This window comes from Arthrobacter sp. YN, assembly GCF_002224285.1.
Classification (GTDB): domain Bacteria; phylum Actinomycetota; class Actinomycetes; order Actinomycetales; family Micrococcaceae; genus Arthrobacter.
Window position 1 is genome coordinate 3,742,657 of record NZ_CP022436.1, and the last position, 15,507, is coordinate 3,758,163.

10 protein-coding genes and 2 pseudogenes are annotated in these 15,507 nt (G+C 64.1%); 8 read left to right on the forward strand and 4 right to left on the reverse strand.

What is annotated here, in order from left to right; translation table 11 throughout:
* Positions 1 to 72 precede the first annotated feature (72 nt).
* The 3 genes from CGK93_RS17190 to CGK93_RS17200 are packed head-to-tail and all read left to right on the forward strand — an operon-like array spanning position 73 to position 3,505.
* A complete protein-coding gene (locus tag CGK93_RS17190; protein ID WP_089595857.1) occupies positions 73 to 774 on the forward strand; it encodes a Tat pathway signal protein in 702 nt (233 codons plus the stop codon).
* A gap of 2 nt (positions 775 to 776) precedes the next feature.
* Positions 777 to 1,982: a glutathionylspermidine synthase family protein gene (locus tag CGK93_RS17195; protein ID WP_089595858.1), complete on the forward strand. Its 1,206-nt coding sequence runs from the start codon at positions 777 to 779 to the stop codon at positions 1,980 to 1,982.
* Entirely contained in the window at positions 1,979 to 3,505 is a 1,527-nt protein-coding gene (locus CGK93_RS17200; protein WP_089595859.1) for an APC family permease, read from the forward strand. The genes CGK93_RS17195 and CGK93_RS17200 overlap by 4 nt, the downstream gene beginning before the upstream one ends.
* 124 nt (positions 3,506 to 3,629) lie before the next feature.
* Here CGK93_RS17200 and CGK93_RS17205 read toward each other — a convergent pair whose 3' ends face one another.
* Positions 3,630 to 4,985: a glycosyltransferase 87 family protein gene (locus CGK93_RS17205; RefSeq protein ID WP_232481365.1), complete on the reverse strand. Its 1,356-nt coding sequence runs from the start codon at positions 4,983 to 4,985 to the stop codon at positions 3,630 to 3,632.
* Between the two features lie 151 nt (positions 4,986 to 5,136).
* Here CGK93_RS17205 and CGK93_RS17210 point away from each other — a divergent pair, with 151 nt between their 5' ends.
* The gene (locus CGK93_RS17210; protein ID WP_089595861.1) at positions 5,137 to 6,312 is read left to right on the forward strand and encodes an acyl-CoA dehydrogenase family protein; all 1,176 of its coding nucleotides are present in this window, start codon (positions 5,137 to 5,139) and stop codon (positions 6,310 to 6,312) included.
* Positions 6,313 to 6,334: 22 nt separating this feature from the next.
* Here CGK93_RS17210 and CGK93_RS17215 read toward each other — a convergent pair whose 3' ends face one another.
* Positions 6,335 to 6,946, reverse strand: a complete 612-nt coding sequence (locus tag CGK93_RS17215) for a TetR/AcrR family transcriptional regulator (protein WP_198318250.1) — start codon at positions 6,944 to 6,946, stop codon at positions 6,335 to 6,337.
* Between the two features lie 149 nt (positions 6,947 to 7,095).
* On the opposite strand from CGK93_RS17215, the gene CGK93_RS17220 reads away from it, so the two are divergent.
* From CGK93_RS17220 to CGK93_RS17235, 4 genes and pseudogenes are all read left to right on the forward strand, one after another.
* Positions 7,096 to 8,430, forward strand: a complete 1,335-nt coding sequence (locus CGK93_RS17220; protein ID WP_089595862.1) for an ABC transporter substrate-binding protein — start codon at positions 7,096 to 7,098, stop codon at positions 8,428 to 8,430.
* Positions 8,427 to 9,385, forward strand: a pseudogene (locus tag CGK93_RS17225) (carbohydrate ABC transporter permease). Before CGK93_RS17220 ends, CGK93_RS17225 begins: the two are co-directional and overlap by 4 nt.
* Positions 9,382 to 10,295: pseudogene (locus CGK93_RS17230) on the forward strand (carbohydrate ABC transporter permease). Before CGK93_RS17225 ends, CGK93_RS17230 begins: the two co-directional pseudogenes overlap by 4 nt.
* On the forward strand, positions 10,295 to 13,390 hold the full coding sequence (locus CGK93_RS17235) for a glycoside hydrolase family 2 TIM barrel-domain containing protein (protein ID WP_198318251.1): 3,096 nt from the start codon (positions 10,295 to 10,297) through the stop codon (positions 13,388 to 13,390). Before CGK93_RS17230 ends, CGK93_RS17235 begins: the two are co-directional and overlap by 1 nt.
* An 86-nt stretch (positions 13,391 to 13,476) precedes the next feature.
* Here the strand turns inward: CGK93_RS17235 and CGK93_RS17240 are convergent, their stop codons facing one another.
* Positions 13,477 to 14,895 (reverse strand): MFS transporter, encoded by a 1,419-nt coding sequence (locus tag CGK93_RS17240; protein ID WP_089595863.1) that lies wholly within the window; start codon positions 14,893 to 14,895, stop codon positions 13,477 to 13,479.
* On the reverse strand, positions 14,892 to 15,422 hold the full coding sequence (locus tag CGK93_RS17245) for a winged helix-turn-helix transcriptional regulator (protein ID WP_089595864.1): 531 nt from the start codon (positions 15,420 to 15,422) through the stop codon (positions 14,892 to 14,894). Before CGK93_RS17245 ends, CGK93_RS17240 begins: the two co-directional genes overlap by 4 nt.
* Positions 15,423 to 15,507 lie beyond the last annotated feature (85 nt).

The window sequence follows — 15,507 nt, forward strand, 5'->3', positions numbered from 1 at the left end:
ACTAGGCTTGCTCTGAGCATTCCGGTCCGGTGTACCGCCGGACACTTCAACGGTCTATCCAGGGGGATATCCATGGGCCCGAAAGACAGCCCTGACGCAGCCGGCAACAACGGCAGCAGCAGGGACAACAACAGCGACTTCGGAGCGGGCAACAATCCGCCCAAACCGCCACCTTGGCAGGTGCCCAAGCCAGAACTCCACCCTGAGCTGTTCACTCCTGTTCAGGAGAACCCGCAACAGGACAAACCGACGCGGAAGAGCAGGAAAGCGCCTGCAGGCGCTGGTCCCAGCGCGACCGGAGCTCCTCAACCGGGGCAGCCCCTCCCCGTGGTGGACCCGTTCGCCAAGGAACGCGAACGCGGCGAGGCCGAGGCGGCAAAGAAGAAGAAGCGCTCGCAGCGGCGCACCGTCGTGGTGGGCTTGGGCGTGACTGCACTCCTGGCCGGAACCATCACCGCCATCGTGGCAAGCAACGAGCAGGAGGCTGACTACGCGCAGGTCTGTTTCAATGAGGAAACCGGCGAGCGCGTTGAAGATAACGAGTGCAACAACAGCAGTTCGGCTGGCCGCAGCTCGGCAATCTACGCCTGGTACTTCTACTCGCGGGGCGCAAGCGTGCCCGCGGTGGGGCAAAACCGCAGCGCTTACCCGGCCTACACCACCACAGTTCCCGCCGGCGCCAAGACGGCCACGGGCTACAGCACCAAGGGCGGCACGGTCAGCCGCGGCGGCTTCGGCAGCAGCTCCAAAAGCGGCGGAAGCTCGGGGGGCTAGGCGTGCGTCGACTGCCCTCCGAGCCCAGGCCGGACTGGAAGCAAAAGATCGAAGAACAGGGCCTGGTTTTTTCCACCACCACCATGCCCGATGGCCGAAAAATCGAATACTGGAACGAATCGGCGTACTACGAATTCACCGAGGACGAGGTGGAGACCCTCGAGAAAACCGCCGAAGACATGCACATCATGTGCCTGGAGGCCGCCAAGTACCTGGCAACCGGAGCCATGGGCGATCTCGGCATTGGGCAGCAAGCCCTGGAGCTGGCCGGAGAGTCACTGCTGGCCGCGGATGTGGACGTCTATGGCCGTTTCGACTTCATCTATGACGGCAAGGGCGGCCCGGCCAAGATGCTGGAGTACAACGCCGATACCCCTACCGGGCTGATCGAAGCCTCCGTGGCCCAGTGGTTCTGGCTCCAGGACGTCTTCCCGGAAAAAGACCAGTGGAACGGTATCCATGAAGCCCTGATCCGGCAGTGGAAGAAAATGCAGTTCCGCACCGGCATGAGCACGCTCCACGTGGCCCATTCCGAAGCGGAGGAATCCGGCGAGGACTGGATGACGGCTGCCTACATGCGGGATGTCGCAAGCCAGGGTGGCTGGACCACCATCGGCATCAACATGTCCGACATCGGCTGGGACCCCAACCTGAACCGGTTCGTGGACCTGGACAACTTCATGATCAGCACCATGTTCAAGCTGTATCCATGGGAGCTGATGATGAAGGAGCCGTTCGGGCAGCGCCTCCTGCAGCGCGCCCACAATCCGCGCTGGGTTGAGCCGGCGTGGAAGATGCTGCTGTCCAACAAAGCACTGCTGGCGGCCTTGTGGCATTTGTACCCCAATCACGAAAACCTGCTGCCGGCCTACCTCGGCGATCCCGGTCCCCTCAAGGAATGGGTGGCCAAACCGCTGCACGGACGCGAGGGCGACAACATCCGCATCCACGCCCCCGGCATTGAAATCCAGCAGCCAGGCGGCTACGGCCGTGAAGGTTGGTGCTTCCAGCAGTACCACTCCCTGCCCGACTTCGATGGCAACCATCCGGTCCTGGGTCTGTGGGTGGTGGATGGCGAATCCGTCGGTTGCGGCATCCGCGAATCGGACGGCCCCATCACGGACTACTTCTGCCGCTTTGTCCCCAATACCATCGACGCCCCGGCGCCCATCGCGCCCCCTGCTACTTCCTACGGAGCTGCACTATGAGCACTGAAACCTCGACCCCGGGCGGCGTCCCAGCGGGCGGCGACCGTACCGCCGTCGTAGCTTCCAAAGGCCTTCACGCCGGGATCCTTGACCTTGGCGACTCCGTCATGCTGGGCCTGGCATCCACCGCGCCCGTCTATTCGCTGGCGGCGACACTGGGGCTCATTGTTGCCGTCAACGGCAACTACACGCCGCTGATCCTGATCCTCGGCTTCCTCCCGGTCCTGTTCATTGCCTACGCCTTCCGTGAGCTCAACAGCGCCATGCCCGATTGCGGCACCACGTTCTTCTGGGCCCGCAAAGCCTTCGGTCCGTGGGCCGGCTGGCTGGGCGGCTGGGGTGTGGCCCTTGCCGGAATCGTGGTTTTGGCCAACCTGGCGCAGATTGCCGGCAAGTACCTCTGGCTCCTGATCGGCGATGGTTCCCTGGCCGAGAACACGTGGCTGGTGACGGCCACCGGCGTGCTGTTCATCGTGTTCATGACGTATGTGAACCATCGCGGCATCCGGCTGGGCGAGCACGTCCAGCGCACCCTGACCTACATCCAGTACATCTCGCTGGGTATCTTCGCGGTGGCCATTGTCTTCCGCATTGCCGGCGGGGCGCCTGAAGGACAGGCCTTCGACTTCGAATGGTTCAACCCGGCCGGCGCATTTGCCGACCCCGGTGCTGTGGTCCATGGCGTGCTGCTGGCGTTGTTCATCTACTGGGGCTGGGACACGTGCCTGGCCCTCAATGAGGAAACCGAAAACCCTGCCAAGACCCCCGGCCGTGGCGCCGTCATCTCAGCCTCCGTGCTGGTGGCGATCTACGTTTCCGTTGCACTGTTGGTGATGATGTACGCCACGATCGGTACCGATGGCATCGGCCTGGGCAACGAGGCCAACCAGGATGACGTCTTCCTGGCCATGAAGGACGTTGTGCTGGGTCCCTGGGGCTGGCTGATCATCGTAGCTGTGCTGGCGTCCGTCCTGTCCTCCACACAAACCACCATCCTGCCCACCGCACGCGGAACACTGTCCATGGGCGTGCATGGCGCACTCCCCGCCCGGTTCGGCAAGGTCCACGAGCGCTTCATGACCCCGGGCTTCTCCACCCAGGTCATGGGTGCGGTGGCCGTGGTGTACTACGTAGCCATGAGTTTCCTCAGCGAAAACCTGCTGTCCGATTCCATCAGCGCCATCAGTTTGTTCATCGCGTTCTACTACGCCCTGACCGGGTTCTCCTGTGTGTGGTTCTTCCGCTCCACGCTCAAGGATTCTGCCCGCAACCTGTGGTTCCGCGGCATCCTGCCGTTCCTCGGAGCGCTGTCCCTGACGGCGGCGTTCTTCATCTCAGCAGTGCAGATGTGGGACCCGTCCTACGGGGACACGCAGATCTTCGGCATCGGCGGGGCATTCGTCAGCGGCGTACTGCTGCTGGCCCTGGGTGTCGTGCTGGCCATCGTGTGCCGCTTCGCACCGTCCACCCGCGGCTACTTCACCGGTGAGCGGGCCGAGGCCGGGGTGGTACGCGGCGAATAGTCCTGGCGCACCTTCCCGGTTAGTCCTCCAGAAAGGGCCGGAAACCCCCGCGACACGGGTGTTTCCGGCCCTTTCTTTGGTTCTGTGGCTGGAAAGCCGGGACCAACTGGGAAGGAACGCAGGCTCAGCGTTGCCTCGCGGCCCACTGACGCAGGCGGGTGGGCACATCCGGAACGTCCTCAATCCGGACTGAGTGGCGCCGGAGGGCAACGAGCCAGCAGACGAGGATGGCCGCGGCACAGAAAACGCCTGCACTGGACGCCATGATCCAGAGACCGGGCGTCTGGACATTCAAGTCAGGCGAACCCAGGGCGGTGCCGATGGTCTTGGGCGAGAAAAAGAACACCAGTGTTGAAACAGCCAGCACGGCACTCATCATTACCCGTTGGCCCTTGTAACGTGCCGGTGTTTCCTTGATGGTCCAGGCGAACGCCGGCAGGATGACGGCCATCCAGACCCAGTGGTGGGACCACGAAACCGGGCTGATGAGCAGCATGGCAAGTGCCGTCGTCGAAATGGCAATGACGCGTGCGCCTTGGGCGCTGGCCTCCCTGACCAGCAGGGCCGCCAGGACGACAGTAGCCAGGCTCAAGGCGATCCAGGGCAGGGTTACGGCGTCGTGCGGGACGCCGAAGTGCAGGAGGGCGCCCTTGATGGAGAGGTTGTCCACATAGCCGGCGCCGCCGATCCTGGACGTATCGGGGAGGATTTCCAACCAGAACTGCAAGGACTCCGCGGGCCTCAACAACCAGCCAAGCAGCACCGTGCCGGCAAAGCCGATGGACATGTTCGCCAGCCCACGCCAGTCCTTGCGCATCAGGAAGTACAGGCCAAACACCAAAGGCGTCAGCTTGATGCCGGCGGCAACACCCACCAGGAAGCCCGTGCCCCGGAAGCCCCGCCGCTTGGACAGCCCGCCCAGAAGGTCGATGACCATCAGGCCCATGAGGATGATGTTGATCTGCCCGAACGCCAGCGTTTCGCGCCACGGCCCCAGGAACAGAACGGCAAGGAACAACGCAGCGGCTATCCAGCAGTTCCTGGTGGAGGACAGTGCACTCCGAAGATCCGGCTTCGAAGACCAGTACCGGACGATCGTGACAGACACCCAGGCCGCCAGGGCAACGCCTGCAACGTTGAACAGCATGAGCGCCGACAGTTGTGGCAACCGCGCCAATAAACCAAAGACGAGGGCCGCGAACGGCGGGTACGTAAAGGGGAGCTGCGGGCCGCCGGCTGAAGCGACAGTGGGGCCGTACAGGTCCGACGGCGACGTCCCGGACTGGTTCAGGATGCTTCCGCCAAACCAGTAGACGCTGAAGTCCAGGCCCTGTTTGGCCCAGTCGGCGACCATCATCCATACCGGAACTGCCACCACGGCCAGCGGCAGCAGGCGAAGGAACACCGAGGATGGTTGTAGCGGCGAGCGCGGTGGTGCGGCCTCCGCCTTGGCCCGTAAATCGACGTCAGGCAGTGCCATGCAAAATCCCCCAAGTTAACCGAATTGCAGCGGGGGACGTGTGCGACCCCCGACTCCATACTACTGAAGGGGATTCCCCGGCGGGCCTGCCTGGTCCCGGCCTGCGGCCTGCATGGTCCCGGCAGGCGGGCCAGCCACCTAGGATGCTGGAATGAGCGATTCAACGACGAACACCTCCGACGTCCTGGCCCTCGATTCCCTGCTGACGGCGGAGGAGCTGGCTCTCCGCGACAAGGTCCGTGATTTCACGGCGCAGCGCATCCGTCCCGCCATCGCACGCTGGTATGAGGACGCTCATTTCCCGCGGGAGATCGCCCCCGAGCTGGGCGGGCTCGGGGTTCTGGGAATGCATCTGGAGGGGTACGGCTGTCCCGGCAGGTCCGCCGTCGAGTATGGTTTGGCAGCCATGGAATTGGAGGCCGGAGACTCCGGGATCCGCACGTTCGTCTCGGTGCAGGGTTCCCTCGCCATGACGGCGATTCACCGCTGGGGCTCCGAGGCGCAGAAGGAGCAGTGGCTTCCGCGGATGGCGGCCGGCGAGTTGATCGGATGCTTCGCGCTGACGGAACCCAGCGCGGGTTCGGATCCATCATCAATGACCACGTTCGCCCGTGAAACTGCTGATGGCTGGGTCCTGAATGGCGCCAAACGCTGGATCGGGCTCGCGTCCATTGCGGATGTCATGGTGGTGTGGGCCAACACGGAGGATGGAATCCGGGGCTTCCTTGTACCCGCCGGAACAGCCGGGGTAACGGCGACGCCGATTGAGCCGAAGCTCTCCATGCGCGCCTCGATTCAGTGCGATGTAACGTTCGACGACGTGCGGCTGGGTCGTGATGCCATCCTCCCGGGTGCCGCTGGACTTCGCGGACCGTTCACATGCCTGAACGAAGCCCGTTACGGCATCGCATGGGGCGCCATGGGAGCTGCCCGCGACTCGTACGAAGCTGCGCTGGAGTACGCGGGCACCAGGCTCCAGTTCGGCCGTCCTCTGGCCGGTTACCAATTGACGCAGGAGAAACTGGTGAACATGCTGGTGGAGATCCAGAAGGGCACCATGCTTGCCCTGCACCTGGGCCGCTTGAAGGACGCCGGCAATCTTAGGCCCCAGCAGATTTCCCTGGGCAAGCTGAACAACGTCCGCGAGGCCATCAAGATCGCCCGGGAAGCCCGCACCATCCTGGGCGGGAACGGCGTCACTCTGGACTATTCACCCCTGCGGCATGCCAACAACCTTGAATCCGTGCGGACCTACGAGGGCACGGATGAGGTCCACACCCTGATCCTGGGCCAGCACATCACGGGCATCGGGGCCTTCCGCGGCTAAAGCACCCAACTAGGTGTACTGCTCAAGCCTCGGGGAGGACCACCAGCGAGAAGTAGCCGCGCAGGCCTTTCACCACGTCCACCTCGTCGGGGGCCAGCAGCCACTGTGTCTGCAGCCCGTCCCACAGGGCAACCAGGGACATGGCAGCCAAGTCAGGGTCAACGCCGGGCCGGAGCCTTCCTTCGGCAGCGAGCTCGGCGAAGCGCAGCGCGTAGCTCTTCCGCAGACGTTCGAAGCGTTCGGTGAAGTACACCCGGCCGGGATGCGAGTCGGTGACGGATTCCGCACACAGAACGATGTACAGCTCAACCACGCCCGGAATGTTCTCGTTGAACAGCGCCGTCCGGATGACCGAATCGACCAGGCCTTCTTCCATGTCGTCCGGAAAGGCATCGCCGGTGATTTCGTCGCGCCGCTCCAGGACTGCCATCAGGAGATCGCGTTTGGACGGGAAATAGTGCAGCAGGCTGGTTTGGCTCAGCCCCACCCGGTCCGCAACATCCTGCAGCGATCCGCCACGGTACCCGTGGGCAGCAAACACCTCGTGGGCAGCATCCAGGATGGTCCGGCGTCGTTCCTCGGATTTCGCATAGGGCCCCCGCCTCGCTGCGCGGCCCACGTCCTTTGTGGTCATGGCTAGCCAGTGTACATGCGCGTTACAGCCTTCATATGAAATTCGAGTGGCTACTCGAATTTTCTGTTACCGTGGTCACACTTGCCTCGGCGGGACCTACGAATCCCAGAGCGCGGCATCGTCAACCTGACACGAAGAGGTGAAGGCTTATGACCCGATTCACGCGAAGACAACTCCTGGGCGCTGGCCTGGGAACAGCAGCCATGGGCTTGCTGACCGGGTGCGCAACTCCTGGAACACAGTCCGTCAACGCTGCCCCCACCATTCCCGCCGCAGGAGAGCCCGTGCGGCTGACCTACTGGGCTTGGCTCAAGGACTTCCAGAACGTTGCGGACGTCTGGAATGCTGCAAACCCGAATATCCAGGTGGATGTGGTGTGGATCCCCGGCGGCAACGCCGGCGGATACCAAAAGCTCTACTCGGCCCTGGCAGCAGGAGGCGGGCCGGACCTGGCGCAGATTGAGTTCCGGTCCATCCCGGAGTTCATGCTGGTGAATGGACTGGTGGATCTCTCGCGCTACGGCGCCAACGATCACGCCCACCTGTACGATCCCACCCTGTGGAAGCAGGTCAGTTACACGGGAGGCGTCTACGGTATCCCCCAGGACGCGGGCCCCATGGGAATGTTCTACCAGCCGGCCATCCTGGACAAGGTAGGTGGCAGCATCCCGAAAACCTGGGACGAATGGGCTGCCTTGGCCGCCGAACTTCGCTCCGTGGACAGCTACCTGGACTGCTTCCCCATCAGCGACGCTTCTCCATTTGCTTCTTTCGCCGGCCAGGCCGGTGCGCAGTGGCTGCGCCCGGAGGAGGATGGCTGGGTCATCAACATGACCGACGACGCCACGCTCAACACCGCGCGTTTCTTCGATAACGCGATCGACGACGACCTCGTCACCACCGCGTACGGCGCCTTCTCCCCGGGCTGGTTTGCGGCTGCCGGCAAGGGCGGGATTGCCTCGACCATCACCGGCAGCTGGGGCGATGCCCTGGTCCAGGGTGTCAGCGGTTCCGAAGGAAAGTGGCGCGCCGCAGCGATGCCCACGTGGGGTGGCACGGGCTTCGGCTCAAGCTACCTCGGCGGTTCAACGGCTGCAGTCCTGGCCAACAGCAAGCACCCTCAGGAAGCACTCGAGTTCGCAGTGTGGCTGACCACGTCCACAGAGGGTATCGATGCCCAGATCAAGCACAGTGGCATCGGGTGGTCACCCAACCCTGACTTCATTGGCACGGCGCGCCAACAGCCGTCGGCGTTCTTCGGCGGCCAGCGATACAACCAGGAAGTCTTCGTTCCGGCCACCCAACAGCAGAACCCGGACTGGTCCTGGTGGCCGGTGACCCAACAGTCCTTCAACATCCTCAGCGACGGGTTCCGCAAGAAAGCCTTCGGGACGTCGCTGGTGGATTCCATTGCCGCTTCGGAGCAGCAGATCATCACCGTTTTCAAGAACAAGGGCCTCACCATCCGGAAGGAAACGGCATGACGACCACTCCCACCGCACCCACAGTGCAGCGTCCCGCCGCCCCAAGCCGCTCCGGCAAACAGTCCGGAAAGCGGAACGGCGCTGCCGCACGCGCCCCGTGGCTGCTGCTTGCCCCATTCCTGGCTCTTTTCGTCCTCACGTTCCTGCTGCCCATAGTGGTGGCCATCATGTCCAGCTTCACCAAAGTGACCCGCAGCGGACTGTTCGGCGAGGCCGGCGTCAGGAGTGAGTTCGCCGGTTTCAGCAACTACGCCCAGGCCTTGGCCGACGGCAGCTTCGTTGCGTCCATCGGCAGGATGCTGCTGTTCGGCGTCATCCAAGTGCCCGTCATGATCGTCCTGTGCACGGTGCTGGCCCTCATGCTCGAATCAGCCTCGGCAAAGTGGCCGGGCTTCTTCCGCGCCGCCTACTTCCTGCCCTATGGCGTTCCCGGCGTCATCGCCACCATCCTCTGGTCCTTCTTGTATGTCCCCGGACTGAGCCCCTTGTTCGACGCCGCGAAGATCGTGGGCCTCACCCCCGACTTCCTCGGCGCCAACAGCGTGCTCTGGTCCATCGCGAACATCGTCACGTGGAGCTACACGGGCTACAACATGCTGATCATCGTGGCGCAGCTCAAAGCCATCCCGGTGGAACTCTATGAAGCAGCCAAGGTGGACGGTGCTTCCACCTGGCGCGTGGCCCGGAGCATCCAACTGCCCTTGATTCGTCCGGCCCTCATGCTCACCACGGTGTTCTCCATCATCGGAACCCTGCAGCTCTTTGCCGAAGCACAGGTCCTCAAGACCGTCGCCCCGCCATCGACAGCCAATACACGCCTAACCTCAGCGCCTACACCACGGCCTTCGCGTACAACGACTACAACGTCGCCGCAGCCCAGTCGGTCATCATCGCCGTGGCCGCGTTCGCCCTTTCCTTTGCCTTCCTCGCACTGACGAACAGGAAGTCCTCATGACCGCCACAGCAACCAAACAACCCACAGCCCCCGTCCGCAGCACACCATCCGCGGGCCCGGACCGCTCGGCCGGACGACGGCGGTCGTCCACCATCATTGTCACCGCCATCTTGGTGGTGGTTGCCCTGTACTTCCTGATACCCGTGTACTGGGTTGTCGTGGCCTCCACCAAGTCCACGGCCGACCTCTTCTCCACCAACGGATTCTGGTTCGCCCCAACGTTCTCCCTCTGGGAAAACATCGGCCGTGTGCTCAGCTACGACAACGGCATTTTTGGCCGGTGGTTCCTGAACTCCGCGATCTACGCCGGCGTCGGCGCCCTCCTGGCCACCTACTTCGCCGCAGCCGGGGCTATGCCTTGGCCAAGTACCAGTTCCGTGGCCGGAACCTGGTGTTCGGCACCATCCTGGGCGGCGTGCTGGTTCCCGGCACGGCCACTGCCCTGCCGCTCTTCCTGCTGTTCAGCCAGATGGGCCTGGCGAACACTTATTGGAGCGTCCTGCTGCCATCGCTGGTCTCCCCGTTCGGCCTGTTCCTTTGCAGGATTTATGCCCAGGCCACCGTGGATACCTCGCTGATTGAGGCAGCCCGGATCGACGGCGCCGGTGAGCTCCGCATCTTCCACACCATTGGGCTGAAGGTTCTGACACCGGCATTGGTCACCGTGTTCCTGTTCCAGTTGGTAGGCATTTGGAACAACTACTTCCTGCCCCTGGTCATGTTGTCCGACTCGGAGCTCTACCCCATCACGCTGGGCCTGAACAACTGGCTGAGCCAGGTTGACCGTTTGCCCGAATTCTACGAACTGACCACCGGTGGAGTACTGCTCTCCATCATTCCGCTCAGCATTGCCATGGTTGTCCTGCAGCGCTTCTGGCGCGGCGGGCTGACAGAAGGAGCCGTTAAGTAATGACCCCGTCACCCGACGTCAACTACATCACCGACACCGGCCCCGGTACCGGCAAGAGAGTCCCGGCCCGGTCCTGGCTGCACACTGACGCCCCCACACTGTCCCTCAACGGCCAGTGGCGGTTCCGGCTTCTCACTGGCGCTCCCGGTACGCCGGGCGGACGCGGAGTCCTTCCTCCCGGGGAGGACATCGAAGGCATTGCTGATGAAGCATTGAACGATTCCAGCTGGGACACCATCCCTGTTCCGGCCCACTGGGTCCTGGAAGGGGACGGCCGCTACGGGCGCCCCATCTACACCAACGTCCAGTTTCCCTTCCCTGCCAATGCGCCGCACGTCCCGGATGAGAACCCCACCGGCGACTACCGCCGTACATTCGAGGTCCCGGCGACCTGGGACGATGCCGGGAGGACGGTACTGAGGTTCGACGGCGTCGAGTCCCGCTACAAGGTATGGCTCAACGGCGTCGAAATCGGCGTTGGAACGGGCAGCCGGCTGGCGCAGGAATTTGATGTGACCGAAGCACTCCGCCCGGGACGCAACGTGCTGGCTGTCCGCGTCCATCAATGGTCGGCCTCGAGTTATGTGGAGGACCAGGACCAGTGGTGGATGCCGGGCATCTTCCGCGACGTCAGCATCCAGTCCCGCCCTCAGAAGGCCATCGACGACGCCTGGTTGCGGACCTCCTACACCGCCGGCTCAGGCATTATCGACCCTGAAATCACCGCGGACATTTCTGCCTACCCGGTTCGGCTGTCAGTTCCGGAACTGGACGTCGACGTCGTCTGGGACTCCCCTGCCGACGTCGCCCCGGTGGCGATCACCGGCGTCGAACCGTGGTCCGCAGAGGTTCCGCGCCTGTACAACGCAACGGTGGAAAGCGAAGGCGAGACCATCTCGCTGCGCCTGGGTTTCCGTACCGTGGAGATCAAGGGTGACCAGTTCCTGGTGAACGGCCGGCGTGTGGTGTTCCACGGAGTCAACCGGCACGAGACGCACCCGGACCGCGGCAGGGTCTTCGATGAAGACTTCGCCCGGTCCGACCTTGCCCTGATGAAGCAGTTCAACGTCAACGCGATCCGGACCAGCCACTACCCGCCGCACCCGCGCTTGCTGGACATTGCGGATGAGATGGGTTTCTGGGTGATCCTCGAATGCGATCTGGAGACCCACGGCTTTGAACGGCACGACTGGGTGGGCAACCCCAGCGACGACCCCGCGTGGCGCGAAGCCTACGTAGACCGGATGGAACGCACGGTGGAGCGGGACAAGAACCACCCCTCAATCGTCATGTGGTCCCTCGGCAACGAATCCGGCACGGGTTCGAACCTGGCGGCAATGTCGGCGTGGACCCATGCCCGGGACAGCAGCAGGCCCGTCCACTACGAAGGTGATTACACCGGCGCTTATACGGACGTCTACTCGCGGATGTACTCCTCCGTTCCCGAAACTGAAGCGATTGGCCGCGACGATTCCGGCTCGCTCCTGCTGGGCTGCTCCGCGGCTGAGTCCGCCCGGCAGCGGAGCAAACCGTTCATCCTCTGCGAGTACGTACACGCGATGGGCAACGGTCCGGGCGCGATCGACCAGTACGAAGACCTGGTGGACCGTTTCCCCCGGCTGCATGGCGGCTTCGTCTGGGAATGGCGCGATCACGGCATCCGCACCACGACGGACGAGGGCACGGAGTTCTTCGCCTATGGCGGCGACTTCGGCGAGGTTGTGCACGACGCCAACTTCGTGATGGACGGCATGGTGCTCTCCGACTCCACGCCCAGCCCTGGCCTCTTCGAGTACAAGCAGATTGTCTCTCCCCTGCGCCTGGGCTTCTCTACGGAAGCGTTCGACGGCGGCACGCGCCGTTACGTCTCCGTCGCCAATGTGCGGCACACGGCGGACGCGTCCGACGTCGTGCTGCGTTGGCGTACCGAGCTGGATGGTGTTCTTGCTGATTCCGGTGAGCTGGACATCGTATCGCCGGCCGGCGGGCAGCTCGCAGCTGGTGCCACGACACGGATAGCTCTGCCTGAGCCCGCATCCGTGGGAACCGGTGAGCACTGGCTGACAGCGGAGGTTGTCCTCCGCAAGGACACCTCCTGGGCTGAGGCCGGCCATGTGATCTCTGCGGCGCAGCTCGAACTGACCGAAACCCGTCCCAGACTGAGCGTCCCCCGCCCTGCGGCATCCTCCGAACGTGCGGCTGACGTTGCCAAGGGAACGCTTTCGCTGGGCCCTGCCACCTTTGAGGACGGCCGCTTGGTCTCCCTTGCCGGATTGCCGGTCTCCGGTCCGCGGCTGGAGTTGTGGCGCGCGCCCACGGACAACGACGCCGGTGCGGGCCGTGGCAGCTACGACCACGCCGATCCGTGGCTTAACAACGGCAACGGCACTCCTGCCCCGTCCATGGAAGCGGTGTGGCGAGCTGCTGGCCTGGACCGGCTCACAGGCCGGGTGGAGAAGGTTTCTGCCGACGAATCCGGGGTTGTGGTCCAGACCCGCTACGCCGCTGCGGATGCTGCCCAGTGGGTGTCCGTCGAGGAAAACTGGCAGCTTTCCGGTGGCGAACTGTTCCTGCGCGTGGACATCGTCCCCAGCACTGGCTGGGACATCATCTGGCCACGGGTAGGTGTCCGTTTCGAGCTGCCCGGGTCCGTGGACCAGGCGTCGTGGTTCGGCGCCGGACCACGGGAATCCTACCCGGACAGCATGCACGCCACTCTGGTGGGACGGTACGCGGCGGGCATCGATGACCTCACGGTGCCGTACGCCAAGCCTCAGGAGTCGGGACACCGCAGTGCTGTCCGCTCGCTTGACCTGCAGCAGGCCGGGCAGCCCTGGCTGACGCTTGATGCCGCCCCGGACTCCCGTGGCCGCTTGCCCGGGTTCACTCTTTCCCGGCACTCCGCGCAGGAGATCTCGGCGGCTGGTCACCCGCACGAGTTGCCGGCAAGCAAGGGCAGCTTCCTGTATCTCGATGCGGCCCAGCACGGCCTCGGATCCAGGGCGTGTGGACCGGATGTTTGGCCGGAGTACGCGTTGCGCCCTGAAGCCCGGACGCTGACGTTCCGCATCACTGACGCCGGCCGGCCGAGCTAGGCGAAGCGTTTGTGGGGCCCGCTCTGCGTCCTTCCCGGCCGGGATGGCACGCATTGCGGGCCCCACAAGATTCAGGAACCGCGACGTCAGGCCACCCCTACGGGCTCTTTCTTCGCGGCGTCCTTCCGGATGGTGGCGCTGATGACCGCAGCCACGGTGCACATGGCAGCTGCACCCAGCCATGCGTAGTTGTAATGACCGGTGGCATCCCGGATGACTCCGGCCAGCAGTGCTGCCACTGCGGCACCGAGTTGGTGGGCAGCGAACACCCAGCCAAAGACCACAGAGCCGTCGGCACCGAAGACCGAGCGGCAGATAGCTGCGGTGGGAGGCACGGTGGCAACCCAGTCGAGCCCGTAGACCACCACGAAAATGATCATGCTCGGCTCCACGGTCGAGCCCAGCAGCAACGGCAGCACCAGCAACCCGATCCCCCGGAATTGGTAGTACACCGCCAGCAGGACCTTGGGGTTGAAGCGGTCGGTCAGCCAGCCGGAAGCAATGGTCCCCACGATGTCAAAAATCCCGACGACGGCCAACAAGCCCGCCGCTGTGGTCTCGGGCATGCCGTGATCGTGCGCCGACGGAATGAAGTGCGTGCCGATCAGTCCATTGGTGGTTGCTCCACAGATCGCGAAGCCCGCCGCCAAGGCCCAAAAAGTGCGTACTTTGCTGGCCCGTTTGAGGACCTGCAAGGCACGGACAGCCGCGTTCGCGGAATCCTTCGTCGCCGGCGGCCCGTCGGACGCGACCCCAGCGGCTGGCTTGCGGTCCGGCGCCGCGGTTGATCCGGCGTCGGCTGCTTGAGTGTCAGCTTCGTGCTCACGGAGCTCCCGCGTAACGGGTTCCTCGGCACCGTACGGCAGGACCCCGACGTCGGCCGGTGAGTTCCGCAGCCAGCGCAGCACCAGCGGGACCACGGCGAGCGCACCGGCGGCGATGAGGAGCGACGCCCCGCGCCACCCCGGGTTCTGGGCGAGGGCGGCGATGAAGGGGAGGAACACCAGCTGCCCGGCGGCACTTCCGGCGGTCAGTATCCCGATCACCAGCCCCCGGCTTTTGGCGAACCAGATGTTGGCTATGGTGGCCGCGAACACAAGGGCCATGGAGCCTGTGCCGAGGCCGATCAGCAAACCCCAGGTCAGCAGGATCTGCCAGGACTGGTTCACGAAAACGGTGAGGGCCGACCCCAAACCGATGAGGCACAGCGCCAGGGAGGTCACTTTGCGGATGCCGAAGCGTTCCATGAGCGCTGCCGCGAACGGCGCCGTCAGGCCAAACAGGACCAGGTTGATACTGACGGCCAGCGACAACACCGTGGTTGACCAGCCGAACTCCTCCTGTAATGGAACCATGAGCACGCCGGGTGCCGCACGGAAGCCGGCTGCCCCCACGAGCGCCAGGAATGCCACCGCTGCCACGATCCAAGCGGGGTGGAGTCGTCGGCGCTTGCCTGTGGGAGCACCTGCTGTTTTGGCCTGGACGGTTTTTTCGGGCGGGGTCATGCAGGGGTCTCCGTTTCAAGGGAATCAGGTGAGCGGGTTACCGGCGCGACGGCCAGTGGCAGCGGATGCTCGCTGCGTGTGAAGCTGTGCCAGCTGGTGTTGGCTGCGGTCAGCGGGGTGCCGCAGTGGGTGCAGGTATCGGCTGAAGATGTTGCCTGACCGCAGTCCGTGTGGACCACCTTCATGTGGGACACCTCGCTGGGTGCGTCCAGGTTCTTCCCGGCCCAGATGATGATGGCGTTCAGTACGGGGAGCGCGTCCTCGCCTCTGGCGGTGAGGACGTATTCCTGCCGGGTGCGGGTGCCGTCGTGATAGGGGCGCCGGGCCAGTAGACCCGACTCAACCAGCCAGCCAAGCCGTTTACTCAGGACGTTGTCCGCAACCTCCAAGCGTTGCTTAATGGCCTCGTACCGGCCATTGCCGAAGAAGATCTCGCGAAGGACCAGGCTTCCCCAGGGGTCGCCAAGGACATCGAGGCCACGGGCCAGGCTGCACGTGCGCGCGGACCAGTCAGAACGGAGAGGCATGGGGTCAAAATAGCTGACTTTTCTCAAGAAAGCTAGGTGCAGATCTCAGGAGAACCAGCCATGAAGCCAAGTAGTTACCACGTCT